Origin of the sequence: Salinivibrio sp. IB868 (genome assembly GCF_001995655.1) — a bacterium.
Taxonomy (GTDB): domain Bacteria; phylum Pseudomonadota; class Gammaproteobacteria; order Enterobacterales; family Vibrionaceae; genus Salinivibrio; species Salinivibrio siamensis.
In genome coordinates this window covers 1-26,664 of sequence record NZ_MUEW01000018.1, presented here as the reverse complement: position 1 = coordinate 26,664, position 26,664 = coordinate 1, and the positions used below count along the sequence as shown (strand labels likewise).

Annotated in this window: 25 protein-coding genes; 13 read left to right on the top strand and 12 right to left on the bottom strand. The window is 52.5% G+C overall.

Features of this window, described 5'->3' with window-relative positions:
* Positions 1–27: 27 nt before the first annotated feature.
* Genes BZG20_RS15115 through hemC form a run of 4 tightly spaced genes read right to left on the bottom strand, consistent with a single transcriptional unit; the run spans position 28 to position 4,040 of the window.
* Entirely contained in the window at positions 28–1,224 is a 1,197-nt protein-coding gene (locus BZG20_RS15115; RefSeq protein ID WP_077579520.1) for a heme biosynthesis HemY N-terminal domain-containing protein, read from the bottom strand.
* Positions 1,221–2,351, bottom strand: coding sequence for a uroporphyrinogen-III C-methyltransferase (locus BZG20_RS15110; RefSeq protein WP_046074475.1), 1,131 nt, complete (start codon positions 2,349–2,351; stop codon positions 1,221–1,223). The genes BZG20_RS15115 and BZG20_RS15110 overlap by 4 nt, the downstream gene beginning before the upstream one ends.
* Positions 2,344–3,108: a uroporphyrinogen-III synthase gene (locus BZG20_RS15105; protein ID WP_046074474.1), complete on the bottom strand. Its 765-nt coding sequence runs from the start codon at positions 3,106–3,108 to the stop codon at positions 2,344–2,346. Before BZG20_RS15105 ends, BZG20_RS15110 begins: the two co-directional genes overlap by 8 nt.
* Positions 3,105–4,040, bottom strand: a complete 936-nt coding sequence (gene hemC / locus BZG20_RS15100) for a hydroxymethylbilane synthase (protein ID WP_046074500.1) — start codon at positions 4,038–4,040, stop codon at positions 3,105–3,107. The genes BZG20_RS15105 and hemC overlap by 4 nt, the downstream gene beginning before the upstream one ends.
* A gap of 389 nt (positions 4,041–4,429) precedes the next feature.
* Here hemC and BZG20_RS15095 point away from each other — a divergent pair, with 389 nt between their 5' ends.
* Entirely contained in the window at positions 4,430–7,015 is a 2,586-nt protein-coding gene (locus tag BZG20_RS15095) for a class I adenylate cyclase (protein ID WP_077579519.1), read from the top strand.
* A gap of 42 nt (positions 7,016–7,057) precedes the next feature.
* On the opposite strand, the gene cyaY is transcribed toward BZG20_RS15095, so the two are convergent.
* Positions 7,058–7,369, bottom strand: coding sequence for an iron donor protein CyaY (gene cyaY / locus BZG20_RS15090; RefSeq protein WP_046074472.1), 312 nt, complete (start codon positions 7,367–7,369; stop codon positions 7,058–7,060).
* Between the two features lie 77 nt (positions 7,370–7,446).
* On the opposite strand from cyaY, the gene BZG20_RS15955 reads away from it, so the two are divergent.
* The 6 genes from BZG20_RS15955 to BZG20_RS15060 are packed head-to-tail and all read left to right on the top strand — an operon-like array spanning position 7,447 to position 12,061.
* Positions 7,447–7,557 carry a lipoprotein gene (locus tag BZG20_RS15955; protein WP_046074471.1) on the top strand — a complete coding sequence of 37 codons (111 nt, stop codon included), beginning with the start codon at positions 7,447–7,449 and terminating at the stop codon, positions 7,555–7,557.
* 24 nt (positions 7,558–7,581) lie between these two features.
* Positions 7,582–8,835 (top strand): diaminopimelate decarboxylase, encoded by a 1,254-nt coding sequence (lysA, locus tag BZG20_RS15080; protein ID WP_046074470.1) that lies wholly within the window; start codon positions 7,582–7,584, stop codon positions 8,833–8,835.
* An 8-nt stretch (positions 8,836–8,843) separates the two neighbouring features.
* Positions 8,844–9,674, top strand: a complete 831-nt coding sequence (gene dapF, locus BZG20_RS15075; protein ID WP_077579518.1) for a diaminopimelate epimerase — start codon at positions 8,844–8,846, stop codon at positions 9,672–9,674.
* On the top strand, positions 9,671–10,363 hold the full coding sequence (locus tag BZG20_RS15070; RefSeq protein ID WP_077579517.1) for a DUF484 family protein: 693 nt from the start codon (positions 9,671–9,673) through the stop codon (positions 10,361–10,363). Before dapF ends, BZG20_RS15070 begins: the two co-directional genes overlap by 4 nt.
* Positions 10,360–11,331 carry a tyrosine recombinase XerC gene (gene xerC / locus BZG20_RS15065; protein WP_077579516.1) on the top strand — a complete coding sequence of 324 codons (972 nt, stop codon included), beginning with the start codon at positions 10,360–10,362 and terminating at the stop codon, positions 11,329–11,331. The genes BZG20_RS15070 and xerC overlap by 4 nt, the downstream gene beginning before the upstream one ends.
* Before the next feature lies 1 nt (position 11,332).
* Positions 11,333–12,061, top strand: coding sequence for an HAD-IA family hydrolase (locus BZG20_RS15060; RefSeq protein ID WP_157891182.1), 729 nt, complete (start codon positions 11,333–11,335; stop codon positions 12,059–12,061).
* On the opposite strand, the gene BZG20_RS15055 is transcribed toward BZG20_RS15060, so the two are convergent.
* Genes BZG20_RS15055 through BZG20_RS15040 form a run of 4 tightly spaced genes read right to left on the bottom strand, consistent with a single transcriptional unit; the run spans position 12,058 to position 14,396 of the window.
* Positions 12,058–12,501 (bottom strand): DoxX family protein, encoded by a 444-nt coding sequence (locus tag BZG20_RS15055; protein ID WP_046074465.1) that lies wholly within the window; start codon positions 12,499–12,501, stop codon positions 12,058–12,060. The genes BZG20_RS15060 and BZG20_RS15055 overlap by 4 nt on opposite strands.
* 3 nt (positions 12,502–12,504) lie before the next feature.
* Positions 12,505–13,245 carry a DNA-binding domain-containing protein gene (locus BZG20_RS15050; RefSeq protein WP_077579514.1) on the bottom strand — a complete coding sequence of 247 codons (741 nt, stop codon included), beginning with the start codon at positions 13,243–13,245 and terminating at the stop codon, positions 12,505–12,507.
* Positions 13,242–14,081: a DUF692 domain-containing protein gene (locus BZG20_RS15045; RefSeq protein ID WP_046074464.1), complete on the bottom strand. Its 840-nt coding sequence runs from the start codon at positions 14,079–14,081 to the stop codon at positions 13,242–13,244. The genes BZG20_RS15050 and BZG20_RS15045 overlap by 4 nt, the downstream gene beginning before the upstream one ends.
* Positions 14,082–14,135: 54 nt before the next feature.
* On the bottom strand, positions 14,136–14,396 hold the full coding sequence (locus tag BZG20_RS15040; RefSeq protein ID WP_046074463.1) for a DUF2282 domain-containing protein: 261 nt from the start codon (positions 14,394–14,396) through the stop codon (positions 14,136–14,138).
* A 241-nt stretch (positions 14,397–14,637) separates the two neighbouring features.
* Here BZG20_RS15040 and uvrD point away from each other — a divergent pair, with 241 nt between their 5' ends.
* Positions 14,638–16,818, top strand: coding sequence for a DNA helicase II (uvrD, locus tag BZG20_RS15035; protein ID WP_069360776.1), 2,181 nt, complete (start codon positions 14,638–14,640; stop codon positions 16,816–16,818).
* A gap of 86 nt (positions 16,819–16,904) precedes the next feature.
* Here uvrD and BZG20_RS15030 read toward each other — a convergent pair whose 3' ends face one another.
* Positions 16,905–17,549 carry a LysE family translocator gene (locus BZG20_RS15030; protein WP_077579513.1) on the bottom strand — a complete coding sequence of 215 codons (645 nt, stop codon included), beginning with the start codon at positions 17,547–17,549 and terminating at the stop codon, positions 16,905–16,907.
* Positions 17,546–18,478, bottom strand: coding sequence for an EamA family transporter RarD (gene rarD / locus BZG20_RS15025; protein ID WP_077579529.1), 933 nt, complete (start codon positions 18,476–18,478; stop codon positions 17,546–17,548). The genes BZG20_RS15030 and rarD overlap by 4 nt, the downstream gene beginning before the upstream one ends.
* Before the next feature lie 237 nt (positions 18,479–18,715).
* On the opposite strand from rarD, the gene recQ reads away from it, so the two are divergent.
* The 4 genes from recQ (at position 18,716) to BZG20_RS15005 (ending at position 22,096) form a co-directional block, all read left to right on the top strand.
* Positions 18,716–20,530 (top strand): ATP-dependent DNA helicase RecQ, encoded by a 1,815-nt coding sequence (gene recQ / locus BZG20_RS15020; protein WP_198531505.1) that lies wholly within the window; start codon positions 18,716–18,718, stop codon positions 20,528–20,530.
* Positions 20,517–20,819, top strand: coding sequence for a DUF3630 family protein (locus tag BZG20_RS15015; RefSeq protein ID WP_046074460.1), 303 nt, complete (start codon positions 20,517–20,519; stop codon positions 20,817–20,819). Before recQ ends, BZG20_RS15015 begins: the two co-directional genes overlap by 14 nt.
* A gap of 112 nt (positions 20,820–20,931) precedes the next feature.
* On the top strand, positions 20,932–21,600 hold the full coding sequence (locus BZG20_RS15010) for a 7-cyano-7-deazaguanine/7-aminomethyl-7-deazaguanine transporter (RefSeq protein ID WP_046074459.1): 669 nt from the start codon (positions 20,932–20,934) through the stop codon (positions 21,598–21,600).
* A 61-nt stretch (positions 21,601–21,661) separates the two neighbouring features.
* A complete protein-coding gene (locus BZG20_RS15005) occupies positions 21,662–22,096 on the top strand; it encodes a GNAT family N-acetyltransferase (RefSeq protein ID WP_077579512.1) in 435 nt (144 codons plus the stop codon).
* Between the two features lie 559 nt (positions 22,097–22,655).
* Here BZG20_RS15005 and elbB read toward each other — a convergent pair.
* Positions 22,656–23,306 carry an isoprenoid biosynthesis glyoxalase ElbB gene (elbB, locus tag BZG20_RS15000; protein ID WP_046074457.1) on the bottom strand — a complete coding sequence of 217 codons (651 nt, stop codon included), beginning with the start codon at positions 23,304–23,306 and terminating at the stop codon, positions 22,656–22,658.
* Between the two features lie 453 nt (positions 23,307–23,759).
* Here elbB and polA point away from each other — a divergent pair, with 453 nt between their 5' ends.
* Entirely contained in the window at positions 23,760–26,510 is a 2,751-nt protein-coding gene (gene polA, locus BZG20_RS14995; RefSeq protein WP_077579511.1) for a DNA polymerase I, read from the top strand.
* Positions 26,511–26,664: the final 154 nt, after the last annotated feature.

Here is a 26,664-nt window from a genome sequence, read left to right as displayed (position 1 = left end):
TGACGGCCTTTTCGGCTGGCGGAAATACTATGCCGCGGGAGGTTGTTCAGGCAGTGCTAACTTTAACGCTGTACGTGAGACATCACTCGCGGCTTTTCCCTGATCAAGCTTATCCAACACATCAGCCAAATACGCATAGTCGGTGACGTCGGCACGATACTCCAGGGCTTTCTCAAAGTGGCTGCGCGCATCTTGCCATTTTCCCGACTGCATAAGCAGTTGCCCAAGGGCGCTGTGAAGTACAGGGTTGCGGCTATCTTGCGTGAGCAACTCTTCCAGCATCACCACCGCGGGGTAGTTATCTGGCAATTTTAGCGTCGGGATCAGGGCAATCAAGCGATCATCGGTGCGCTTTTTCAAGGCCTCGCGTAGCAGAATGTAGGCTTCTGAGTCGGCATTGCGCGCCGCCAGATGTTTGACTAACCCCGCTAAGAGTGAAGGCTGGTTGCGTTTGGCTTTAGGGAGTTGGTTCCAATGCGCCAGCAGTCCCTCGGTGCCTTGTTGACTGGCGACATGGGTCATTACACCTAGCTCAGCTCGCTCGTGTAGGGCATCAAATTGCTCATGATCAAGCAGTTGAGCCTTTTTCAAGGTGGGCAGAAGGTTAAGAAGCGCTGACCAATCTTCTAGATGAATATAGGTGTCTTTTAGCAGCGCCAGCATCACCGGGTTGCGAGGATGCTGACGTTTAATCGCACGCAACGAGGCCAAGGCTTCTTCGTGCTGACCACTTTGGCTATGGAGCTGCGCACGAGTCAGGGCGAGAGCCAAGCTATTGGCGTTAAGATCAGCGGCTTGCTGCAGGTATTGGTCACGCGCCTGCAGGTTTTGTCGCTGTTGTGCCGCCTCCGCGGCAGCCAATAAGTTATGCATAGGCGCATCGCTGTGAGGCCGGGCTTTGGCGAGGAGTTTTTCGGCTTTTTTCCACTCCCCTTCGCGTAACTTAATTAAGCCAGTTTGGGTTTGTTGGCGCGCTTTGCGTTGCTTACGGCCGGATAACCAGCCTGTTGCGGTGCTGCTGATGGATAAAAGCTTTCTCAGTAGCCACTCCAGTGCCCATAATACCGCGATTAACATGCCAATCAGTACCAACAAGGTGGTAACACTCATTTCCAGTGTTTGTTCTGCCGCGGAGATCAAAACATAACCTTGCTGTCCGGCTAATTGAGGGCCAACCACCAGCCCTGCCGCCAGCACAAGGACGAGCAAAAGCAACCTAATCATGATTGGCCTCCTGTCAGCGGTGCAATGTCTCGACGCAGTCGGGTATTAATTTCATCACTGACTAGCGACTGGCTTTTCAGTTTTTGCGGCAGGTCGACGCCAATGGTTTGTTGGTTCAGCTCGTCAAGCTGCTCGACAAAGCGGCGAGTGGCATTGGCGTCTTGATTATAAAAGCGCAGTGTCCAGTCTTTTCCCATCTCTAGCGCTTCGTGATACAGGGTATCATTGCCTTCATACACGGCGCGCATTGCTTGATCGAGTTTGTTTTTTAAATTTTCTTGCAGGTAGTAGCTTTGGGTGGGTGATAACAAGGGCACCACGTTGCCGTCACGTTTGCGGTAGGTGACAAAGTTATCGACAAAGTCTTTGACTGAAGTGGTGAGGTTACTTTTCCAGTCATTCACTGACTCAGAGACAATAGGCGTGTCCACCGCCTCGGCGTCGGGAATGACCGCGCTGGCAAGCGGAAGATTTTCGACCCGCTGTTGCATGCTGGTCAAGCGCAGTACAATCCCATCTCTATCAACCCGTTTCACCGCCTTTAACGCGGTGATATCGTCAGCCATCGCCTGGCGAATCGGCATCAAGGACGGGTCGTTGAGCTGAGCAATGCGGTGATCGGCCGCTTCCATCAGGGCAGTGGCGCTTTGTGCATCTTGTTCGAGCCAAATTTTACGCCCAGCCATTCGGATCAGATAGTCGGCTTCTGCCAGTAACCAGTCATTGGGACGTCGGCCTTTCACTTCAGCGACGGCTTTTTGCAAGCTAGATAAACTGCTGTCCTGCTGGTTCAAACGTGTTTGAGTGGTGGCTTTCAGTTGCTCTCGCGCTTGTTCTGCCGCTTGCTTTTGTTGGTTAAGATCTTGTTCAAGGCGCGAGATATGAGATTGTTGCGCGGATACGGTGTTTTGCAACACGGTGGCTTGCTGGTGGCCATGATAAAATACCCAGCCACTGGAGCCGAGGGCTAAGGCGATGGCGATAGCGCCGAGTAATATGCCGCCACGTCCCCCCGATGAGGTTTGGCTGGCTTTTTCAGGCGCCGGCGCATCTGTCGCGTGGGTCTTGGGTGAAGATGGCGTGGTGGCCTTGCTTTGTTTGGTGTCGGTATTTTTGTTGTCAGTCATCCGAAAGTCCCGTTTTACTTAACCTGAGCAGCGTGTTAACCAGTGCATCATTGGCCACGCTGTCAACGGTCGTAATCGTGTCAAAACCAAGCGCAGTGGCTTGATCTTGAATCCTTTTACTGGGCACCAGTATACGGCATTGGCGCAGCCAGTGCTGTCCGCTCAGTGTGATAAGTTGATCAAAGTAGGCTAATTGTTGGCCACTGGTGATAACGACTGTGTCGATAGCGTCATGCGGCCAGCTTACTACTTGCGATACTAAAGGCTCAATCGCCCATTGTCGCCGATAGGTCTCGCAATAGTGAACTTGTGCGCCTTGTGCTTGTAACGTTTGCCCCATCATATCGCGTCCACTCTCCCCGCGCAGAATCACCACTTGCGTCCCTGTCACGGCACTAAAAGGAGCAAGTGTAAGCATGCCTTCGCTGTCTTCTCGGGTGGGGGTCAAGATAGGCTGCCCTGAGACGGCCTGCCACTCGTTGGCAGTGCGTTGCCCAACCGCGACGTAGTGACAGTCAACAGGCCACCTCCCGTTTTGGTGTTGCAAGGCTTGATGAGCAAATGCCACGGCGCGCGGGCTCACTGCGACCAAGATGCTACCGGAAGGCAGTGAGACGAGCAGACTGGCCAGAGACGGTAAGCCTCGCCCCGGCGTAAAACTGACCAGTGGACAGGGGATCGCCGCTAGCCCTTGCTGGGCGAGTAGGGCGACTAACTGACTGCAGTCTGGCTCGGGGCGAACAACAACCGTGGTCATGCGTCGTCTTGATAAAGCTTATCCAAGATTTGACGCGCGCCTTGAGCAAGAAGCTGCTCTGCCAAATCGGTGCCGAGCTGTTCGCCTTTTTCAAGCGGGCCCGTGACTTCGCCACGTAAAATGGTGGAGCCGTCAGGTTCGCCGACCAACGCACGTAGCCAGATTTTATCGCCTTGAATGTCTGAATAGCTACCAATCGGGACCTGGCAGCCGCCCTCTAGGCGGTTGTTCATTGCGCGCTCACATAAGACGCGCTGCGTGGTGCTGGCATCAGACAAGGGCGCGAGCAAGGTGCGAATGCGTTCATCATCAAGGCGACACTCAATCCCTACGGCGCCTTGGCCGACGGCGGGTAGAATGACTTCTGGTGGGATTTCGCTGCGAATGCGTTCATTCAAACCTAATCGTTTTAAGCCAGCGGCAGCGAGGACAATCGCATCGTACTGGCCGTCATCGAGTTTACCGAGGCGTGTCCCCACGTTGCCCCGTAATGTGTTAATGACCAGATCAGGACGACGCTCGCGCAATTGACACTCGCGGCGCAGGCTAGAGGTACCTACCACCGCGCCTTCAGGTAAGTCGTCAATGCTGTCGTAGTGATTGGAGACAAACGCATCACGTGGGTCGCCGCGTTCACAAATCGTGACCAGCCCTAATCCTTCGGGGAATTCAACCGGGACATCTTTCATTGAGTGCACCGCAATGTCTGCGCGGCCGTCGAGCATGGCTTGTTCAAGCTCTTTAATAAACAAGCCTTTACCACCGATTTTCGCCAAAGGCGTGTCCAGAATCACGTCACCTTTCGTGACCATCGGCACCAGTTCAACCGTTAGCCCCGGGTGAGAGCGCTCTAATGCGTCTTTAACAAATTCAGCTTGCCAGAGAGCCAAAGGGCTTTTGCGCGTGGCAATGCGTACAGGCGTTGAGTACATGGTTTGTTTTCCTTCTTGGTTCATAACACCCATCGTAACATTGGCGCTGGACGACTCGTAATCTCTGCCATGCGGTTTGGCGATTTATGACGGCGTTATGGTCATATAGGTGAAAAAATGTGATCGATAGCGTATTATTTGCGCAAATAATGAGATCTGAAGGCGGCAATATGGCTGACTTACGACTAAGGTAGTAGAGCAAAAAAGTTGATATTGGTCTCAAAAAGCACCTATAGTGCGATGTTGATACCACCACACAGGCATCGGGGTTATTGGCTTTACCCGAGTTGTCGAGAGTGTTACATTGATCACGTTTTGTTATCTGCAATTGGGCGGATACGGTGAAGACAGTAACGTCGACCTGTTGACCGGGATGTCAACGAATCTGGATGATTGCCTTGCAAACATACGTAGAACAGCAAACTGAGCGCATAGAAGCGTTTAACCGCGTGAGAATGGATCGCGCGCGGTCCGCGATGAGCCGTCAGGCGCAAGCTATCTTTGATGTGCTGCCAGTGCTTTTACATCTAAATCACCCCGCATTACCCGGGTTTTGTGGCGACAGCGTGCCTTTCGGTATTGCTGATTACGCGCTCGATGAGACACAACGAGAGTTTGTCTCTGATTGCCTGATCCACTCAAACACCCGCTTCTCTTCTTTAACCGCCTGCGTGGAAGGTCGTGAGCGCCATCCGATCAAAGGCATGTATACCATGGGCAGTACCGGCTCGATGGGGCAAAGCCTCACCAGTGATCTCGATATTTGGGTGTGTATCGATGCCTCTGTAACGGCCGCTCAGCGCGATAAGCTTGATGCCAAATGCATGGCGATCTCGGAATGGGCGTTAAGCCAAGGGATAGAAGCCAATTTTTTTGTGGTTTGTGAGGGGCGCTTTCGTCATCATCTCTCCCAAGCGATGACCAGCGATAACTGTGGCACCAGCCAGCATTTCCTTTTGCTGGACGAGTTTTATCGCTCCTCTATGCGACTCGCCGGGCAAAAGCTGTTGTGGTACATGGTACCACCAGAGATGGAAGGCTGTTATGAAGAGTACGTCGACACACTGGTAGCCGAACATGGCCTTGACCGTCGTGATTGGGTCGATTTTGGCGGCCTGCCGACCATCCCGGCCGAAGAATATTTTGGCTCGAGTTTGTGGCAGCTGTATAAAAGCATTGATTCGCCGTATAAGTCGGTGCTCAAAGCGATTTTGCTCGAGGCCTACTCGTGGCAGTATCCCGGCACCCAGCTTTTGAGTGTGGATGGCAAACGCCGCTTCTATGCAGGCTGGGTCGATGTGTATCAATCTGATGCTTATTATCTGATGCTGGAAAAAGTCACCCGTTACTTGGAGTCGATTGGTGACACGCGCCGTTTAGATTTGGTTCGTCGTTGTTTTTACCTTAAAACCCATGAGAAATTGACCCAGTCCCCAGCGACTGGTTCGGTCGCTTGGCGCCGCGAAGTGCTGCGCTTATTGGCGCGTGAGTGGGGCTGGGATGAACAGGCATTGGCGTATCTCGATAATCGTCGCCATTGGAAAGTCGAGGAAGTACAGCACGCCCACAATGAATTGCTTGATGCTTTGATGCAAAGTTATCGGAACCTGATCCGCTTTGCGCGCCGTAACGACATTACATCCGCGATTAGCCCGCAAGACATCAGCATTCTCGCCCGCAAGCTCTACGCGGCATTTGAAGAGTTGCCGGGTAAAGTCACCTTGCTCAACCCGCAAATTTCGCCAGACTTACACGAACCGGATCTCACCTTTATTCAAGTACCGGAGGGGCGCACTAATGCGCCGGGATGGTATTTGTATAAGCACTCGCTTGATCCGGTCGATATCATCGGTCGTGCCCCACTTGAGCACAACAGCTACCTCTCCAAGCTGGTCGCTTGGGCATTTTTCAATGGGCTGCTAACAGAGTCTACACGCCTGGATACCGTGGTACGCGACGCCGATGTTGATATTGATACCTTGTATCAGCTGGTCAGTGATATTCGTAATACCTTCTCGCTCAACCCTCCACGTCCGACGCTGGATGCGTTGTCGAGCCCATGCGAAATCCGTCAGCTCGCCTTGTTTGTCAACCTGGAGCACGATCCGACATCAGCCTACAAAAAGCCGTCGATGCGCTTTGATTTTAAAAATAGCGATATTTTTAGCTATGGCCCTGAACAAACCTGCTTGGTGGGGAGTGTTGACCTCGTTTACCGCAACTCATGGAACGAAGTGCGCACGCTCAATTACCGTGGCGACGATGCCATTTTGGAAGCGCTAAAAACCATGTTGGGTAAAATGCACCAGGATGCGGTGCCGCCTGAGTCAGTCGATGTGTTCTGTTATTCGAGCAAAATGCGCGGTTTAATCCGAAACTTGGTTTACCAACTGGTGGCTGAGTGCATTGAATTACGTTTAAAGCCGGTTGAAAAAGAGAAGCGTCGTCGTTTTAAAGCCTTACGCATCGGCAAGCAAACTCATGGTTTGTTCTTTGAGCGTCGTGGTGTGTCAGTCCAGCGGTTGGAAAACTCGGTCGACTTTTATCGCTGTATTTCCACCAACAAGGTAAACGGCACGCCAGTGATGGTGGTGGATAATCCGCAGGATGTGCATCCGCCGGAAGTCGTGGATGCGTATGCCAGCGAGGGCTTAGTACAGTTTTTCTTTGAAGATTGTACCAATGGTTACAACCTCTATATTCTCGACGAGAACAATCGGGTGGAAGTGTATCGCCAGTGCAGCGGGGATAAAACCGAAATGGTACAGGGCGTAAACCGTTTTTATACCTCGTCCCACGACCGTTACAGCTACAGCGCGAACTTCATTAACTTTAATTTGCCGCAGTTTTATCAGATTGTCACCGATGACGGGGGCGACACCCAAGCCTTGCCCTTTAAATGTGATGGTCAGTGGCAGCCACCACGTCCGCCTTCTCAAGGCGGGTTTACCGGGCAAGTCGCATCATTTAAGTGAGCATAAGCGCCCGAGCCGCGGGCGCTTATGCGTGACCATGTATCACCAAGAAATAGGTTCGCCAGCGTGCTTGCTGCACTCTTGCTGAACTAAATCCATCAGGATCAAGCCGGTTTTGCTGCAGGTCCACTCGCCGTCTTTGAGGGCGAAGTGGAACCCACCACTTTTTGACGCCACCCAAATTTCTTGCATGGGCTCTTGGCGATTAATGATGATCTGGCTGCCATCATCGAACTCCAGCGTCATCACGTTGCCAACGCTCTCATAATCGATGTCGGCGCCTGAGTCATCGATACCTTCTTCAATGGCCTGCATTTGTAAATCGACCAACTGATGATATTCCGTTGTGTTCATCCCGTTACATCCTATTGCTTTTCATGGTTGTGATGCGATTATAGAGGGCATTGACTCGATAATCACTGGCATTCACTATGCGAAAACTCGTCATTTTACTGATGTTCACTGGCATCATGACACTGACCGGCTGTGGCCAACAAGGGCCCCTGTATTATCCGGACCAACAACCGACGCAAAATCAATAACCAACGACGACAGGGAAGAGCACCTTGGACTATTTCAATTATCAGGACGACGGCCAGCTGTGGGCTGAATCACTGCCCTTGACCCAACTGGCCCACGACCACGGCACGCCCTTGTACGTATACTCGCGTGCCACCTTTGAGCGCCATTGGCACGCGTTTGACCGCGCCGTGGGCGACCACCCGCATTTGGTGTGTTATGCCGTTAAAGCGAACGCCAATATTGGCGTATTAAATGTGCTGGCACGCTTGGGCTCAGGGTTTGATATTGTCTCTCAAGGTGAGCTTGAGCGCGTGCTCGTCGCCGGTGGTGATCCCGCGAAAGTGGTGTTTTCTGGCGTGGGCAAAACGGCCGCAGAGATGCGTCGTGCGCTGGAAGTAGGCATCAAGTGCTTCAATGTGGAATCTCACTCTGAACTCGATCGCTTAAACCAAGTGGCGGGCGAGTTGGGTGTGCAAGCGCCGATATCGCTGCGTATTAACCCCGATGTGGATGCCAATACTCACCCTTATATTTCTACCGGGTTGAAAGACAATAAGTTTGGCATTGCCTTTGATCAAGCGCTGACGAGCTTCCGTTATGCGGCCAGCTTGCCACACCTTAAGGTCGAAGGTATTGATTGCCATATCGGCTCGCAGTTAACCGAGCTAGCGCCTTTTATTGAATCCACTGACCGTTTGCTGGCGCTGATTGATACCTTGGGCGATGAAGGCATTTCTATTCGCCATCTCGATGTGGGTGGCGGCTTAGGCGTGACCTACAGCGACGAGAAACCGCCGCAGCCATCGGAATATGCCAAAGCGCTGTTGGCGCGTTTGGACAATCATCGTCATCTTGAGCTGATTTTTGAGCCGGGCCGTGCGATTGCTGCCAATGCAGGGGTGTTGCTGACCAAGGTCGAATTCCTCAAGCACAGTGAGCACAAAAACTTTGCCATTATCGATGCGGGGATGAACGACTTAATTCGTCCGTCCCTGTATCAAGCCTATCAAGAGATCATTCCCGTGGTGCCGCGCGACGGTGAACCGCAAACCTATGATTTGGTTGGCCCGGTGTGTGAAACGGGTGACTACTTAGGTAAAAATCGCTCGCTGGTGTTAGAAGCAGGCGATTTGCTGGCGGTGCGCTCAGCCGGCGCGTATGGCTTTGTGATGGCGTCAAACTATAACTCACGCTGCCGTCCTGCCGAAGTGATGGTCGATGGCGACCAGGCACACCTTGTGCGCGAGCGCGAGAACTTGGCGTCGTTATGGCAGCTTGAACAGCGCCTACCAGAATAAGGATTGGCATGCAGGTACAGTTTGCAAAAATGCACGGACTGGGCAACGACTTCATGGTGGTTGACTGTGTCACGCAAAACGCGTTCTTTTCGCCGGATCTGATTCGGCGTCTGGCCGATCGTCATCGTGGGGTGGGATTTGATCAGCTTTTAGTGGTTGAGCCGCCCTACGATCCCGAAACAGACTTCCACTACCGAATTTTTAACCCTGACGCATCGGAAGTCTCGCAATGCGGAAACGGTGCGCGCTGCTTTGCGCGCTTTGTGCGAATGAAAGGCCTGACTAATAAGCATCAGATCAGCGTGAGCACCCAAGCCGGTAAAATGCTGCTGCACATTGAAAACGACAATCAAGTACGCGTGAACATGGGCGAGCCGGAGTTCACGCCGGGAAAAATTCCGTTTCGTGCCAACTCGCAAGAGAAAACCTACTTAATGCGGGTGGCGGAGCAGACCTTATTTGTTGGCGCCGTGAGCATGGGCAACCCGCATGTGGTGACCGTGGTTGAGGATGTCGACCACGCCGACGTGGACACCTTGGGGCCGTTACTTGAAAGTCACGAACGCTTCCCTGAGCGGGTCAATGCCGGCTTTATGCAGATCCTTTCACGCAATGCGATTAAGCTTAGAGTGTACGAACGCGGTGCCGGCGAAACCCAAGCCTGTGGCAGTGGCGCGTGTGCCGCGGTTGCGGTCGGGATTATACAAGGCGTGCTGGATGAGCAAGTAACGGTGAGTTTACCCGGTGGAGATCTACGCATTCGCTGGCGTGGGCCGGGCCATCCCTTATCAATGACAGGCCCAGCGACACATGTATTTGATGGACAATTGCAATTATGAATGATGGGGTAGAAGCCTCGACACTGGAAACCATGCCACTAAGCGACGAGGCGGTGGCGGCGTATTTAAAAGACAATCCAGATTTTTTTATTCGCCATCGCGATTTGCTGACGCAGCTGACCGTGCCACACGGTGAGCAAGGCGCGGTATCGCTGGTGGAGATTCAACTCAAGCGCCTGCGTGAGCGGGTGGCGGAGTTGGAAGAAGACATTACCCAACTGATGAGCCTGGGGGCGAAAAACGATGCGCTGTTTCGAGCTTTTGCTGAAGCGCATCAGGCACTGTTGCGTGCCAACACGCCACAGGCGGTGCAAGCGGCGTTAACGGCACTTAGCAAGCAACTGCAACTGACCGTCAGTTTACGGGTATATGCGCCTATCGATGGGCTGCAGACCATCTCGCGTCAGGCGGTGGATCAATTAAAAAGCCATCATTTTGCTGGTCGTCGTTGCTATCTTGGGCGCTTACGCCGTGTGGATGCAGAAGCGGTGATGGCAACGCCACCGGAGCTAGGCTCTTTTGCGCTGGTACCGATTAAAGGGGAAGGCAAAGAGTGGGGACTGTTGAGCTTTGCAAGCGCAGATGGCGGGCACTTTCAACCAGACATGGACACCCTTTTTATCGAACAGCTGGCCTCGCACTTGGCCATATTATGCAGCCAATGGGCGAAAAAGGGTGAGCGTCAGTGACAGCGGTAACGCCTGACCAAGCTGCTCCCCGTTCACTGACGGTCCCGCTCGACCGCTTTTATCAATATCAGCTCAGCGAACGGGGCCTTAGTGCCCATACGCAACGCAATTATCAGCGCCAGTTAGATAAGATTGTCGACTTTCTGACCGCGCGGGGTATCGCCCATTGGCAAGACGTGGATGCGGATTGGGTGCGACAAATTTCGAGCCAAGCCAAACGCGATGGCCTTAAACCGGGCAGTATTGCGTTGCGGCTGTCCGCACTGCGCAGCTTTTTCGACTACCTCGTTCTCACCGAGCAGCTCGCGGCTAATCCGGCCAAAGGGGTCGCCGCGCCTAAGCAAGGGCGTCAGTTGCCGAAAAACCTTGATGTGGATGAAATGAATCAACTGCTCGAGGTGGATCAAGACGACCCGCTGTCGGTGCGTGATCGGGCGATGATGGAGCTGATGTATGGCGCAGGATTGCGTTTAGCCGAGCTGGTTGATTTAAACGTGCGTGATGTCTCGGTACGTAAAGGGGATTTGCGTGTCACCGGTAAAGGGGAAAAAGAGCGCATCGTGCCTTTTTCCGGCATGGCCAAAACTTGGGTAATGAACTGGCTGAAAGTGCGTAACCAGCTCCTCAAAGGGCCAGAAGAGGCGCTATTTATCTCTAAACTTGGCCAGCGAATTTCGCACCGTAGCGTGCAAAAACGTATGGCGGAGTGGGGACAAAAGCAGGCGGTGAATAGCCACATTAATCCTCACAAACTGCGTCATAGTTTTGCCACTCACATGCTGGAGTCGTCCGGGGATTTGCGCGCAGTGCAAGAGCTGCTCGGCCATGCCGATTTAAGTACCACACAAATCTATACCCATTTGGACTTTCAACACTTGGCGAAAGTATATGACGCGGCGCATCCCCGTGCCCGCAGCACAGGGGCTAGCAAACCTCGCGCAGGTAAAAAAAACAACTCGGAGTCGTGATATGAAATTTTATCGTCGCTTAAACGCGTTTGATGCGGTGAGTTTTGACTTGGATGATACCTTGTACGATAACTGGCCGGTGATCGCACGTGCGGAGGCGGCGCTAAACGACTATTTGAGTGAGCACTGCCCGCCGCTCGCCGCGCTTGATAAAGCCACACTTGCGGGATTTCGCCGCCAAGCCCGTGACCAGAACCCTGCCCAACGCTTTGATGTTACCGCGATGCGGGTTGCCCAGCTGACGCTTGCCGGTGAACATGTTGGTTTAACTGCGGAGAAGGCGCGCGCACAAGCCCAAGCGGCGACCACCTTCTTTTGCGGATATCGCAGTGACTTTACTCCGCCGGCGCAAAGTTTGGCTTACTTAAAAGCCTGGTCCGAGAAACTGCCATTGGTGGCCATCACCAACGGTAACGTCGACACCGATGCGATTGGCCTGACGCCGTTTTTCCAGCATATTTTCCGTGCCGGTGAACACGGGGCGGCCAAGCCGAGTCCAGAGATGTTTGATAAAGCTGCGCAGGCCTTAGGCATCGCCCCGGCGCGTATTTTACATGTGGGCGATCACTTAAGTTCGGATGTAGCTGGCGCGCGCCAAGCGGGCATGCAAGCATGTTGGATCCGCCCAGAGCGCCAATCCCCCATGATGCATAAAGGACGCACCTTACCGGATGTGGCGATCGACGATTTATCTGAGCTCGATACCCTTATTCAGCAACGGCACCGCTAATGGGTGCCGCTTGGTTTGCGGGTTAGCCAGTTATCGAGGTTAAGCCAACCCGGCCCCCACACACTGACCACCAACAAGATCACGCCCCACATAATGTGGTCATCATAGCCACGCTCCCATAGCAGTGGGTAGGAGGCGACCGCGACGATGTTGAACACAAATAACGCCAACGTCATTGGCCGTGCGAGCAGGCCCAAAGCAACAAATATCGGCAAAATCAGCTCCGCCGCGGTCCCTAAATAAGCGGCCAGCTGCCACGGCAGCAACGGCACTTGATACTCATACTCGAACAGGTATAGGGTGCTGTCCCAATTTTGGTATTTGATCAGCCCGGATTGAAAAAAAATCCACGCTACATAGACGCGACCCACCAGAAGAAGTAGCGGTTGCAGTGGGGTAAGCGCGCGGGCGAAGGTGTGATTGATTGTGGTTAGCCACATGGCTTACTCCTTAGCATTGCAGGCAGTCGTTGGGGTGGTAAATGCATTCATGGCCGCGAGCTCAGACACACATGCCAGTTGCGTCTCTGACAGGGCGCCTAATGGAGTGTGTGGGCAGGCGTTGAGCACACTGACATGATGGGTATTGAGCGCGTACCAATGCACCTTGTCTTGGTTAGCAACCAGTAATAAAGCTTGCGGCTTCTCGACCACCAAGCCTTCGAACTGCTCCGTGGCGATCGCTTGCCACACGTCACTGACTGCGTAGTCGCTTTCAAATAGACGCGCTTGATGGTTGAGCGGTAAACAAACCTGCGCTTGTTGCTCAGGGCTTAGCGACGCGAGCGCGCTGCCTTCAAACGCCGGAGAGGGAGGGGTGAGAGTGAGCACCACTTGCGCCCACTCAAAACGGGCAAGTTCGGCGCAACAAGGCACGGGCTCGATAATATTGGGCAGGGCGCGCAAGGTCGCATCGAACTGTGCGCCATAGTCTTCCATCACCCCGGTTTGCGGGGGATGCACCATCGCATGATGACGCGCTACCGCATCAAAACACGCCTCACCCAGTAGTGCACAGGTCTTGGGATACACGCATTTTAGCGTGTCAGTGAGGGTGATCACATAATGGTTGCGATAAATCTGCAATCGCTTGTCAGCGGCAACGCGACCATCTTTTATCGGCAGCGGCTGAGGGTCATCTCGCAATGTGGCAGCAAAGGCCTGCTGCAAGGTTGCCAGCGTCATACCGCCTCCTTATGTCGAGCCAGTCGGTGGTGGGCTTTGGCTGCTTCTGCTAACAATCGCTCGGGCGCGGGCAAGTCGCTATCCCACTCAATGAGGGTGTGGCGAGGGCCGTGGCGGTCAATCCACTGTTGATAGAGCGTCCACACCGCCTCGCTAACCGGCTGGTTATGGGTGTCTATCCAAATTTCTCCTGCGGGGGTGTGTTTGACGGTAAACCCAGCAAGGTGAATTTCTTTCACCGCATGGGCGGGAATCGCGTCAAGGTAGGTGCTGGCGCTGAAATCATGGTTAAACGCGCTGACATGAACGTTATTTAAATCGAGCAGTAAATCGCAGCCCGTGCGAGCGTGTACTTCGGCGAGAAAGTCCCATTCGTGGTAGTCACCCTGAGCAAAGCTTAAATAGCTCGATGGGTTCTCAATCAGCAGAGGACGCTGCAGCGCGTCTTGAACCTGTTGCACATTGGTGCAAAACACCCGCAATGCCTGCTCGGTGTAAGGGAGGGGGAGTAAATCGTGAAAGTGCTGCCCGTCTATCCGGCTCCAACTTAAATGGTCAGACACAAACAGTGGCTCGACGTGTTTGACCAGTGTACACAATTTGTCTAAATGTGCCCGATCAAGCGGCTCGTCGCTCCCCAGCGATAATCCCACGCCATGACAGCTGATGGCGTAATCCTCACGTAACCGCATCAGGGTTGAGAAGGCAGGACGGTGGGGACGGAAATAGTTTTCACTGTGAATTTCTAACCAGCCAAGCTTTGGGCGATATTGGTCGAAGTAGGCGAGATGTGGTTGTCTGAGCCCCACGCCGGTCAAAACGGTTGCCTCATCCATGGTTGCTCCTTGTAGTCAAATGACAAAGCCCGGGGTTAGCCCGGGCGCGCCATATCACGATGACGAGGTACTGCCGCCGGCTAAGCGATCGCATAAGCCTTTTGGTACCATCACAAACGCATCTTTTTGGCCGTCTTCGGTGGAGGTGCCCGCGCAGGAGCTGGTGTTGGTGGCGCAGTCATTTTGTCCGGCTTTGGCGACGCCATAGCATTTTTCTTTTTCTGCCGCATGGGCCGGTGCGCTAGTGAGTGTGGTCGCGCCTACGGCCAGCAATCCTGTGACAGCGGCGGCAACCGCTAGGTTAGTATGTTTCATCATGCTTCCTCTTCTTGTTCCGTGTTGGTGTTATCAGCCCACTGATTGGTGGTGGGCATATAAACCAAGATAGGAAAACACTGCGCAATCTTTCACCACTTAAGCGATTTTTTGCGTGCTGGTGGCTAACCTGCTGAATTATTGTTTAAAAAAGTTGCGTCGGGATCGGGCGCGCAATTTAGTGGCGAGCTGGTATAATCGCTAACCAGTGTATAAATACCCAGTAAAATGGCAGGTGGCGATGGACGTATCAACTCTTCTTGACGGACTCAACGACAAACAGCGTGAAGCCGTGGCCGCGCCGCTCGGCAACCATTTGGTGTTGGCAGGTGCTGGCAGTGGTAAAACCCGGGTGCTGGTTCATCGTATGGCTTGGCTGATGCGGGTCGAAGAGGCATCGCCGTTCTCGGTGATGGCGGTCACCTTCACCAACAAAGCGGCAGCGGAAATGCGCGGTCGTATCGAGCAATTGATGCAAGGCACCGCCTCTGGCATGTGGTGTGGCACCTTCCACGGCATTTGCCATCGTATTCTCCGTGCCCACTATTTAGACGCCAACCTGCCACAAGACTTCCAAATTCTTGATTCAGACGATCAGCAGCGTTTGCTACGTCGGTTAATTAAAGCGCAAAACTTGGATGAAAAACACTGGCCCGCCAAGCAAGCGAGTTGGTATATCAATGGCAAAAAAGATGAAGGCTTGCGCCCCAAGCACATTGATACCCGCCATGATCCGGTTGAAAGTACTTGGCTGCGGATTTATCAGGCTTATCAAGAAGCCTGTGATCGCGCCGGTTTGGTGGATTTTGCCGAGATCTTGCTGCGAACGTTAGAGTTATTGCGCGATAAAGCGGTGATCCGCGAACACTACCAAGCGCGTTTCCAGCACATTTTGGTGGATGAGTTCCAAGATACCAACAACATCCAATATGCGTGGCTGCGTATGATGGCCGGCCAACAGGCGCATGTGATGATTGTCGGTGACGACGACCAATCCATTTACGGTTGGCGTGGCGCGAAAGTCGAAAATATTCAGCGTTTTCTGGATGATTTCACCACCCCGCAGACCATTCGTTTGGAGCAAAACTACCGCTCAACCAGTACGATTTTGCAAGCGGCGAACACCCTGATTGAAAACAATGCCGACCGGATGGGCAAAAGCCTGTGGACCGAGGGCAAAGAGGGTGAGCCCATCTCTGTGTATGCCGGTTTTAATGAGCTGGATGAAGCGCGTTTTGTGGTCGGGAAAATCAAAACCTGGCAAGACGAAGGCGGCGCGCTCACCGACAGCGCGATTTTATACCGCAACAACGCCCAATCTCGGGTGCTGGAAGAAGCCTTAATTCAAGCCGGTCTCCCTTATCGTATCTACGGCGGCATGCGCTTTTTCGAACGTCAGGAAATCAAAGATGCGCTGGCCTATTTACGTTTGATGGCGAATCGCAATGACGATGCGGCGTTTGAGCGGGTGGTAAACACGCCCACTCGGGGGATTGGTGATCGCACCCTTGAGACGCTTCGTGGCGCGGCGCGCGATCGTGGCCAAACCTTATGGCACACGGCCGAGCAAATCTTGGCAGAAAAAGCACTGGCAGGACGCGCAGCCAATGCGCTGGGCCGGTTTATCGAGCTGGTCAATGCGCTAGAAGATGACACCCGTGACATGGCACTGTATCAACAAACCGATGCGGTGATCCGTCACTCCGGCTTGCGCGCCATGTACGAGCAAGAAAAAGGTGAAAAAGCGCAAGCGCGTGTCGATAACTTGGAAGAGTTGGTGACGGCTACGCGCCAATTTACGCCTCCTGAAGAGGCGGAAGCGGAAGGGATGACACCGCTGTCGGCGTTCTTGGCCCATGCCGCCCTTGAGGCCGGTGAAGGCCAAGCGGACGAGTTTGATGATGCGGTCCAATTGATGACCTTACACAGTGCCAAAGGCCTCGAATTCCCCTTAGTCTTTATGGTCGGGGTGGAAGAGGGTATGTTCCCCAGCCAGATGTCAGCCGAAGAAGCGGGCCGCTTAGAAGAAGAGCGTCGCCTTTGCTATGTCGGCATGACGCGAGCGATGGAAAAGCTCTATCTGACCTACGCAGAAATGCGCCGTGTGTACGGCAAAGATATGTTCCATAAGATCTCGCGCTTTATTCGTGAGCTGCCCGAGGCCTGCTTGGAAGAAGTGCGGATGCGTGCCAATGTCTCACGCCCTGCCGCAAGCGGTGGCCGTTTTTCCAAAACGCAGACTCAGGAGAACTTTAACCAAACCGGGTTTAGTTTGGGTCAGCGGGTTCAACACCCTAAATTTGGTGAAGGCACCATCATCAACTTTGAAGGCAGTGGCGGACAAAGCCGCGTGCAAGTTGCCTTTAATGGGGAAGGGATTAAGTGGTTGGTGACTCAGTACGCCAAACTGGAAGCGCTTTAAGCTCGACCGGTTAACGCCAAAAAACGCCCAGCCTCGGCTGGGCGTGTTGGTATTTATCCTATCACCTGCGTTTTTCAGCTGCATCGTTAGCCGAACACGCCGGCTTGCCAAACGACCGCGCCACCTAGCAGCAAAAACAACAACGCACACAGGCCATCGATAACTGGGGCGACTTTGGTGAGCACTTGCTGTACGCGACTGCCTGATAGCAGCCAGGCGAGTGACGAAAACCAGCCTAATGAGAGCAGAAACACCACCGCCACGGCCATGGCTTTGCCGCTGGCAGACATGCTGGCCGGCACCAAGGTACTCATCAACGAAATAAAAAACACCAAGGCTTTCGGATTAAAAAGGTTGGTCAGCACCCCTTTCCAAAAGGCCTGTTTTTGGCCGCGTACCGCAGGCGCATCATTGGCGGTTTGCACTGGCGCTGTGGTGGCGGCGAGCAAACCTTTAATCGCGCTAAGACCTAAATACATCAGCACACTGCCCCCTGCCACCTGCACCCACATAAACAGTTGCGGGTGCTGATGTACCAACAGGCTGATGCCGGTAATGCTCAGTATTGTGTGCGCCAAAATACTGAGCGATAACCCCAGCGCAATCGCCAAGCCAGTGGCACGGCCATAACGGGTCGCATTTTGGAGCACCAAGGCAAAGTCGGGCCCGGGACTGAGCAGCGCAACCATATGTACCCCCGCCAGCGTGGCGAGAATAGCGAACTCATTCATCCTGATTTTCCTGCTGACAAAGGCGTGGTCTCTATCTTGGCTTCTTGCTGTCGTTTCGCTCGATAGGCATCAAAGCTAAATATCGCCAAGGCGGCCCAAATAAAGGCAAAGGTGGTGGCTTTATCTGGGGTAAAGGGTTCGTCATACAAGCCGACGGCAAGTAAAAACATTAAGCTGGGGCCGATATATTGGAAAAAGCCCAATACCGTCAAGGGTAAGCGGGTGGCGGCGCCGGTAAAGCACAGTAAAGGCACCGTCGTGATCAAACCGGCAGCGGCCAGTAGCATATTCAGGCTGATGGGATTATCGAGCAGGTTGGCGCTGGGTGTATCGGCAAACTGCCACAGATAAATCAGCGCAACGGGCAAGAGTGTGCAGGTCTCCACAAACAAACCCGGCACCGCAGGGAGATTGATTTTTTTGCGCAGTAAGCCGTAAATCGCAAAACTGTTGGCCAGCACCAACGCAATCCAAGGCAGTGAACCAAAGGTGATCAGTTGTACTAATACCCCTACCAACGCTAGCGCGGCCGCAAGCCACTGTAGACGGCGGAAACGCTCACCAAGAAAGATCATCCCCAGCGCTACGTTCACCAGTGGATTAATGTAGTAGCCAAGGCTGGCATCTAGCATGCGGTTATTGACAATCGCCCAGATAAAAATCAGCCAATTACAGCCAATAAAGCAAGAGGTGAGCATCAACATCAACAGCTTTTTCGGCTCGCGGATAATCGGCTTGAGCTGATAAAAACGACGGGTGAAAAAAAGCAGTAATGCCAAAAAAACAAACGACCACAATACCCGGTGCGCTAAAATTTCCGGCGCCGGAATATGGTTGACCGTTTTAAAGTACATGGGGGCGATACCCCACATAATGTAGGCCACAAGGGCCAGTAACACGCCTTGGCGTGTGCGTTTTGGATCAGGAATCACAGCGCAGTCTCGTTATAAGTGTCGGTCAGGGATGAACACGAACGTGTGCATGTTGCCTAGATGTAACAAGTTGTAAGGGCGGGCGCAAGCACCTTTCTCTGTGCTCAGGGTTTCATCGCTTACGGGGTGTCGGTAGAATGAGCGCCAGTTTGAGTAATGAGCTTGATTATGTCCGCCACCCCCGCCCATGCCGATGCGTCAACCGAAACTGACGTCGCTACCGCTGATCCTGCCATGAGTCCTGCCCATCAGGTACTCAAAGCAGTGTTTGGTTATCACCAGTTCCGCGAGGGTCAGCAAGCGGTGATTGATGCGGCGATTGCGGGGCGTGACGCCTTGGTGATTATGCCGACCGGGGGCGGGAAATCACTGTGCTATCAGATCCCTGCGTTGGTGCGCACTGGCTTGACCGTGGTGATTTCACCTTTGATTTCATTGATGAAAGATCAGGTTGACCAGCTTAATGCCAATGGTGTTGCCGCGGCGTGTTTAAACTCAGCGATGACGCCTGAGGCGCAAGCGGACACCTTGCGCACGTTAAATCAGGGGGAGGTGAAGCTACTCTATGTGTCGCCTGAGCGCGCGTTAGGGCGCGACTTTATCCATCGCTTAACGGAGTGGCAACTGGCGTTGATTGCGGTCGACGAAGCGCACTGTATTTCCCAATGGGGCCATGACTTTCGCCGCGAATATGCCTCTTTAGGCCAGCTCAAACAGCACTTTCCTGATGTGCCTGTGATGGCGCTGACAGCCACCGCGGATGCCACCACGCGCGAGGATATTTTATCCCGCCTTGCTCTGCACGATCCCTTGGTGCATCTGGGTAGCTTTGACCGCCCTAACATTCGCTACACCTTGCTGGAAAAGCACAAACCTTTGGCGCAATTGGTGCAGTTTCTGAGCGGTCAACGCGGCCAATCAGGGATTGTCTATTGCAATAGCCGTAAGCGGGTTGAGCAGGTCACTCAAAAACTGTGTGATAACAATATGCTCGCCGCTGCCTACCATGCGGGAATGAGCACTGAGGCGCGCGGCTCTGTGCAAGAGGCGTTTCAACGTGACGATGTCAACATTGTGGTGGCGACTGTGGCGTTTGGGATGGGGATCAATAAGCCCAATGTCCGCTTTGTGGTGCACTATGATGTGCCGCGCAATATTGAATCTTACTACCAAGAAACCGGCCGAGCAGGGCGAGATGGACTGCCGGCTGAAGCGGTGTTGTTGTATGACCCCTCCGATATGGGATGGCTCCATCGCTGCTTGGAAGAAAAGCCGGATGGGCCCCAAAAGCAGGTCGAAAGCCATAAACTGACCGCGATGGGCGCGTTTGCTGAAGCGCAAACCTGTCGCCGTTTAGTGCTCCTAAACTACTTTGGCGAGCATCGCCAAACCCCTTGTGGCAACTGTGATATTTGTCTCGACCCACCCACCCATTTTGATGGCACCGAACAAGCACAAAAAGCGCTGTCGTGCGTGTACCGTGTTAACCAAAGCTTCGGGGTTGGATATGTGGTGGAAGTGTTGCGCGGGATGCAAAATCAGCGCATTAAAGATCATGGTCACGACAAGCTCTCTACCTATGGCATCGGGCGAGAGTGGAGCCATGAATACTGGGTGAGTATTATTCGCCAATTGATCCACCGCGGTTATCTGGTGCAAAACATTGCCCGTAGTTCGGTGCTGCAGTTGACCGAACAAGCGCGACCATTGCTGCGCAGCGAGATTGCCCTCGAGCTGGCGGTGCCGCGTATTGGCCTCAGCCCTCGCACCAAAGCCAACAAGCTGAGCCAGCGCCATTACGATAAAAAACTGTTTGCCAAGCTGCGTAAGTTACGGAAAGCCATTGCTGACGAAGAAGATATTCCGCCTTACGTGGTATTTAACGATGCCAGTTTGATGGAAATGGCCGAGATGCTGCCGTCATCTCAAGCAGAGCTCCTGGCGGTGAGTGGCGTGGGGCAGCGCAAGCTAGAAAAATTCGGCGATGCATTTTTGGACTTAATTGATGATCATCTCAGTGTGAGTGAATTTGGTTATGGTACCGAGTAACTGGCAACTGATGGCGTCCGACGGCGCCTTGGCGTTTTATCAGCCGCAGCTGGATGCGGATAATGCTAAAGAAGTCTGTCAGCCATTGTTAGAAACCCTCGCAGCCTCTGTGCTTGAGTGGCAACAAGACGCTGACATGATGACCTGGCTGATTGATTTTGAAGGCACGCGCTTGATGCTTAAAGCGGCACATTATACCCAGAGCGTGTGGTTAGAAGCGCTGGATGAGGAGGGCGACGAGGTGATTAGCTTTTTGCGCCGCTGGTGGACGCGTCATCCGCCTCTCTAAATTGCACTGGCACCGTCGATTGATTGCTGTATAATTCGCCACCTCGCGCTACCTGCAGACAGGTAGCTAAGTTTTTTGGGTTCCCTCGCCCCCAATAACAAAAAGGTGCACTATGAGCCACTTTTCTCTTGCTCAGCAGCGTAAAGCGCTGGGCTACCTCGTGATTTTTCATTTACTGATCATTGCCTCCAGCAACTACTTGGTGCAGATCCCCTTTACGGTATGGGGGTTTCATACCACGTGGGGAGCGTTTACCTTTCCGTTTATTTTCTTGGCGACGGATTTAACGGTCAGGATCTATGGTCCAGCATTGGCACGCCGTATTATCTTGCTGGTCATGGTACCTTCGCTGCTGATTTCTTACGTATTATCCGTCTTGTTTTACCAAGGCAGCTATCAAGGCATGGAACAGCTGGGTACGTTTAATCTCACCGTTGCGCGAATTGCGATTGCCAGCTTTATGGCTTATCTGCTCGGCCAGATCTTAGATATTCATGTGTTTAACCGGTTACGCCAGCAACGCCAATGGTGGGTCGCGCCGAGTTGTTCTACCTTGTTTGGTAATGCGTCAGACACGCTCGCGTTCTTTGCGATTGCGTTTTACCAAAGCCAGGATGCCTTTATGGCCGAGCATTGGGTTGAAATTGCCTTGGTAGACTATGCCTTTAAGCTGATTATTAGCTTGGGGCTGTTTATTCCTATGTATGGGGTGTTACTCAACTTGATTATTCGACGAATCACACAGGTGACGCCGTCGGCGACGGTACAGCAAACGTCCTAATTAGTAGCAGAATAAAGAGTCGCATCGCGGCTCTTTTTTTACATCAATGCGGGGAGGTGAGATGGAAATTCGTGCTGGGCACTTAGAGGAGGCGGTAACGGTGCTTAACAGCGTGCCCGAGTTGGATGCGGGTGTATCCTTGGAGCAATGCCACGCGCGATTAGCCGGACGCACGGCATTGGTATTGGTGGGATATCTACACGGTGAGCCTGTGGGGGCGAAAATAGGCTATGCCACCAGTGAGACCCAGTTTTATAGCTGGCTCGGCGGAGTGACCAAAGCGGCCCGTGGCAAAGGGGTGGCGAAAGCGCTACTCAAGGCTCAAGAAGCGTGGGTTGATGAGTCGGGTTATCAAACGCTTGCGGTTAAATCACGCAACCGCTTTACCGCGATGGTGTGCATGCTGGTTTGTCATGGCTATCAGATTGTGGCGTTGGAGGAAAAGGGTCAGCCTGCTGACTATCGCCTTTATTTTGAGAAGAAGATCAATAATTGAGCAGTGAATGCAAAATAATCGCATTTTCTTCTTGATGAACGATAATGAGAATGGTTATTATTAACTTGCACTCAGGGCAAGCCCACATGCTTAACCCTGAAGGCACGACATTGCTCACATTGCTTCCAGTGTATTAGCGGGGCGCTTATCAGACAGTGATTAAGTTAGCCTATTTTTGCTAGGCGACACCTCTCGGGGTGTCGCTTTTTTCTTTTCTGGGCAAGGGCTTTTCGAACCTGGGTTGTTGGTGTGATGGCTGTGGGTGCAATGACAGTTTGATGACAGTGAGAGAGTCTGCGCACAAGATCAACAAATGAAAAAGATTCTCAATTAAGTGTTGAAAACGGTAATGAGAATGGTTATTGTTAACTTGTCTTCAGGGCCAAGCCCACATGCTCAGCGCTGAAGGCACGACATTGCTCACATTGCTTCCAGTGTATTGGGGCCAGCAAACTGTTACTAAGACAGCTTTGACTTTGCGCTCACTTGTTATAGCGACGCCCATCTCGGCGTCGCTTTTTTCTTTTCTCTTCTTTGTCTCTTTGTGGATGAGCGTGGCTTAGGCGAGCTCAACCAATTTTTTTACCATACGATTGATACCAACGGCCGCATCAGTGACGGATGTCGCGAGCATATAGGCGGGGGTGGAAAGCAGATGGTGACGTTGGTCTAACACATAATCCGATACCGGACACTCTATATGTTCACCGCCCATACGGTTAAAGGCGGCGGCGATATCGGGCTCATTACCAATGGTGCCTTTGACGCCTTTCGGGTAGATCTGCGGGATCATAATAGGGGCAATACACATATAGCCAGCAGGCTTCTCGGAACGGGCAAAGGCCTGACACACCGCAAACATATCTTGGTGCACCTGAACCGGATCGCCATTGTAGGCAAAATCCGACAAGTTTTTCGCTGCCCCAAAGCCCCCGGGAACCAGTAAGGCGTCGAAGTCATCGGCGTTCAGATCGGTCAGCGGAAGAATATCTCCACGTACAATGCGGCTGGCTTCAGTGAGCACATTACGCGTTTCGCTCATCGCCTCGCCAGTACGATGGTTAATGACATGGTGCTGATCGATATCTGGCGCAAAGCACTGCCATTGGGCATCGTTTTGCTCAAGGGCAAGTAGGGATAACACAGTTTCTTGGATCTCGGCACCGTCAAACACGCCGCAGCCAGATAAGATCACAGCAACCTTTTTCATGACGCTCTCCTTGTATCGGCATTTACAATATTGCAATCAGAGTGGGCAATGCATAAAGCATCGTCTACGCTTAATGGCGTTTGACAGTGTCGCATTGGCCAAGGGCTTATGCGAAATAGTAGTCAAGATCGCAAGATAAATTGGTGATTATCTCCGCAGTTTGTGATGACTTTCTCTGCAACCTTTGACACCGATAGCGATTTCTTTTTCCACACCACAGGATCCTTTTTCGATCAAGATCTAGATCCTGTTTTTTTATTTAAGTTGATGTTTTTATTTAATAAAAAATCAATTTTTCATGCTTGTTTAGACAAAATCAAAATCCTATAAAATAATTACCAACAAAGTTATCCACAGATTGGCGACCTTGTGGGAAAAACCATGGTTAACAGGGGTCGAGACTCGTGGCATGCTTAACGGCTAACGTGTTTAACTGGCGATCAATATTCTGATATGGCAACTCTTCCCGACAATCCGTTAATCCTTGTGGATGGCTCTTCGTATCTTTACCGGGCATACCATGCGTCTCCCAATCTCACTAATAGCCAAGGCGAACCCACTGGCGCGGTGTTTGGGGTGGTGAATATGCTGCGCAGCCTGTTGCGACAGTACCCGCATTCGCATGTGGCGGTGATTTTTGATGCCAAAGGGAAGACGTTCCGTGACGACATGTACGAGCAGTACAAAGCCAACCGTCCACCGATGCCAGAGGATCTACGCGGGCAAATTGAACCTTTGCACAAGATTATCAACGCGATGGGCTTGCCTTTACTGGCGGTAGAGGGCGTGGAAGCCGACGATGTTATCGGCACGCTCGCCACTCAAGCCTCGAAAGCGGGGATGCCGGTGCTTATCAGTACGGGTGATAAAGACATGGCGCAGTTGGTGGATGAGCATGTCACCTTAATCAACACCATGACTAATGTGGTGATGGATCCTGAGGCGGTGCGTGAGAAGTATGGTTTCGGCCCTGAGCATATTATTGATTATCTGGCTCTGATGGGCGACAAAGTCGATAATATTCCTGGCGTACCGGGTGTGGGCGATAAAACCGCGACCGCGTTGATTGCCAATCTAGGTGGCTTGGACGATATTTACGCCAACCTTGATAAGATTGCTGAGCTCAGCTTCCGCGGCGCCAAAAGCATGGCGAAGAAATTGACTGAGCATCGAGAAGCCGCTTACCTGTCATATCAACTCGCTACGATTAAACTGGATGTAGCGCTCGATTTCACCCCTGAACAGCTGGTCAAGCAAGCGCCTGATAATGACACCTTGGTGACCATGTATCGTGATTTGCAATTCCGCCGCTGGCTCAAAGAGCTGGATGAAGGTGATGCGCCGGAAGAAGTGGTGTCTGATGAACCTATCTCGCAAGCGACCACGATTGACCGTAGTGGCTACCAAACGCTATTAACGCGGGACGCACTAGACACTTGGCTGAAGAAAATTCGTGACGCTGAGGTGGTGGCGGTCGATACCGAAACCGATAGTCTCAACTATATGGAAGCCAATCTGGTTGGGATTTCATTTGCCGTCGCGCCAGGTGAAGCGGCCTATGTACCCGTGGCTCATGATTATCTGGAAGCGCCCGCGCAGTTATCGCTGGATGAAGTGCTGGAGGTGTTACGCCCTTGGTTGGAAGACCCTTCAGCGGCGAAAGTTGGCCAGAATCTGAAATATGATGCCAGTGTGTTTGCGCGTCACGGGATCACCTTAAAAGGGATTGCCTATGACACCATGCTCGAGTCGTACGTCTACAACAGTGTCGCGGGACGCCATGACATGGACAGCCTCGCTGAGCGCTACTTGCAGCACACCTGCATTAGCTTTGAAGAGATAGCGGGGAAAGGCAAGAAACAACTGACCTTTAATCAAATTCCTCTTGAGCAAGCGGCACCTTATGCGGCGGAAGATGCCGATATTACGTTGCGTTTGCACCAATACCTGATTGGTAAAGTCACCAGTGACGAGAAACTGAAAACCATTTTTGAGTGCTATGAGATGCCGTTAGTCAGCGTGTTGTCGCGTATGGAACGTCATGGTGTGCTAATCGACAAAGACAAGTTGGCGACCCAATCAGAGGCACTACATACTCGCTTGATTGAGCTTGAGCGTGAAGCGTTTGAGATTGCTGGTGAGGAGTTCAATTTAAGCTCGCCCAAGCAACTACAAGCGATTTTGTTTGAGAAAATGGGCCTACCGGTGGTAAAGAAAACCCCATCAGGCAGCCCCTCAACCAATGAAGAAGTGCTGCAAGAGCTCTCACTCGATTACCCGCTGCCAGCGCGGATTCTGGAATACCGTGGGTTGGCAAAACTCAAATCGACTTACACGGACAAGTTGCCGCGCATGATCAATGCGCAAACCGGCCGTGTGCATACCTCGTATCATCAAGCCGTTACTGCAACAGGGCGCTTATCGTCCACCGATCCGAACTTACAAAATATCCCTATTCGTAACGAACAGGGTCGCCGTATTCGAGAAGCCTTCACCGCGGAACCGGATCACACCATTTTGGCGGTCGATTACTCGCAAATCGAATTGCGGATTATGGCGCACTTATCCGGTGATAAAGCCTTGCTAGAAGCCTTCCGTGAGGGCAAAGATATTCACGCCGCCACCGCAGCGGAAGTGATGGGGGTAAGCCTCGATGAAGTCACCAGTGAACAGCGTCGCCGCGCCAAAGCAATCAACTTTGGCCTGATTTATGGCATGAGTGCCTTTGGCTTATCTCGTCAATTAGGGATTGGTCGCCATGAAGCACAAAGCTATATGGATACTTACTTTGAGCGTTATCCAGGCGTGAAGGCCTACATGGACCGCACCCGTGAACAAGCAGCGGAAAAAGGCTATGTGGAAACCATTTTTGGTCGTCGCCTCTATTTGCCAGAAATTAAATCGCGTAATGGCATGCGTCGTAAAGGGGCAGAGCGCGCGGCAATCAATGCGCCGATGCAAGGAACCGCCGCCGATATTATCAAGCGTGCGATGATACTGGTTGATCAATGGATTCAAGCCAATGCGGCGGATGATGCTCGCCTAGTGATGCAAGTTCACGATGAACTGGTGTTGGAAGTCAAAACGTCATCAATGTCCAAAGTTGAAAGCCAAGTACGGAAATTGATGGCATCAGCGGCTGACTTGGATGTCCCTTTGATTGCCGAAGCCGGTTTCGGGGATAACTGGGGAGAAGCCCACTAAGTTCAGGGTTTTTATTGACCTTTCTGTCGTTTTATACCGAAAGCCGATATTTTTATCGGCTTTTTTTTGGTCACTATCCACCTGATCTTTGGCGTTTTTACTCTAAAACACCTTATTTTTATGAAAAAAAATTACGTAAGATACTTTTCAATAC

What these genes read in the sequence shown, in the direction of transcription:
- recQ (WP_198531505.1), top strand. Translation starts at nt 18,716, where the DNA reads ATGAGTCCTGCCCATCAGGTACTCAAAGCAGTGTTTGGTTATCACCAG.
- BZG20_RS15010 (WP_046074459.1), top strand. Translation starts at nt 20,932, where the DNA reads ATGAGCCACTTTTCTCTTGCTCAGCAGCGTAAAGCGCTGGGCTACCTC.
- BZG20_RS15055 (WP_046074465.1), bottom strand. Translation starts at nt 12,501, where the DNA reads ATGTGGCTAACCACAATCAATCACACCTTCGCCCGCGCGCTTACCCCA.
- BZG20_RS15110 (WP_046074475.1), bottom strand. Translation starts at nt 2,351, where the DNA reads ATGACTGACAACAAAAATACCGACACCAAACAAAGCAAGGCCACCACG.
- elbB (WP_046074457.1), bottom strand. Translation starts at nt 23,306, where the DNA reads ATGAAAAAGGTTGCTGTGATCTTATCTGGCTGCGGCGTGTTTGACGGT.
- polA (WP_077579511.1), top strand. Translation starts at nt 23,760, where the DNA reads ATGGCAACTCTTCCCGACAATCCGTTAATCCTTGTGGATGGCTCTTCG.
- BZG20_RS15050 (WP_077579514.1), bottom strand. Translation starts at nt 13,245, where the DNA reads ATGACGCTGGCAACCTTGCAGCAGGCCTTTGCTGCCACATTGCGAGAT.
- BZG20_RS15005 (WP_077579512.1), top strand. Translation starts at nt 21,662, where the DNA reads ATGGAAATTCGTGCTGGGCACTTAGAGGAGGCGGTAACGGTGCTTAAC.
- BZG20_RS15070 (WP_077579517.1), top strand. Translation starts at nt 9,671, where the DNA reads ATGAATGATGGGGTAGAAGCCTCGACACTGGAAACCATGCCACTAAGC.
- dapF (WP_077579518.1), top strand. Translation starts at nt 8,844, where the DNA reads ATGCAGGTACAGTTTGCAAAAATGCACGGACTGGGCAACGACTTCATG.
- BZG20_RS15060 (WP_157891182.1), top strand. Translation starts at nt 11,333, where the DNA reads ATGAAATTTTATCGTCGCTTAAACGCGTTTGATGCGGTGAGTTTTGAC.
- BZG20_RS15105 (WP_046074474.1), bottom strand. Translation starts at nt 3,108, where the DNA reads ATGACCACGGTTGTTGTTCGCCCCGAGCCAGACTGCAGTCAGTTAGTC.
- BZG20_RS15955 (WP_046074471.1), top strand. Translation starts at nt 7,447, where the DNA reads ATGCGAAAACTCGTCATTTTACTGATGTTCACTGGCATCATGACACTG.
- cyaY (WP_046074472.1), bottom strand. Translation starts at nt 7,369, where the DNA reads ATGAACACAACGGAATATCATCAGTTGGTCGATTTACAAATGCAGGCC.
- BZG20_RS15045 (WP_046074464.1), bottom strand. Translation starts at nt 14,081, where the DNA reads ATGGATGAGGCAACCGTTTTGACCGGCGTGGGGCTCAGACAACCACAT.
- BZG20_RS15095 (WP_077579519.1), top strand. Translation starts at nt 4,430, where the DNA reads ATGATTGCCTTGCAAACATACGTAGAACAGCAAACTGAGCGCATAGAA.
- BZG20_RS15115 (WP_077579520.1), bottom strand. Translation starts at nt 1,224, where the DNA reads ATGATTAGGTTGCTTTTGCTCGTCCTTGTGCTGGCGGCAGGGCTGGTG.
- BZG20_RS15015 (WP_046074460.1), top strand. Translation starts at nt 20,517, where the DNA reads ATGGTACCGAGTAACTGGCAACTGATGGCGTCCGACGGCGCCTTGGCG.
- hemC (WP_046074500.1), bottom strand. Translation starts at nt 4,040, where the DNA reads ATGTACTCAACGCCTGTACGCATTGCCACGCGCAAAAGCCCTTTGGCT.
- BZG20_RS15030 (WP_077579513.1), bottom strand. Translation starts at nt 17,549, where the DNA reads ATGAATGAGTTCGCTATTCTCGCCACGCTGGCGGGGGTACATATGGTT.
- uvrD (WP_069360776.1), top strand. Translation starts at nt 14,638, where the DNA reads ATGGACGTATCAACTCTTCTTGACGGACTCAACGACAAACAGCGTGAA.
- BZG20_RS15040 (WP_046074463.1), bottom strand. Translation starts at nt 14,396, where the DNA reads ATGAAACATACTAACCTAGCGGTTGCCGCCGCTGTCACAGGATTGCTG.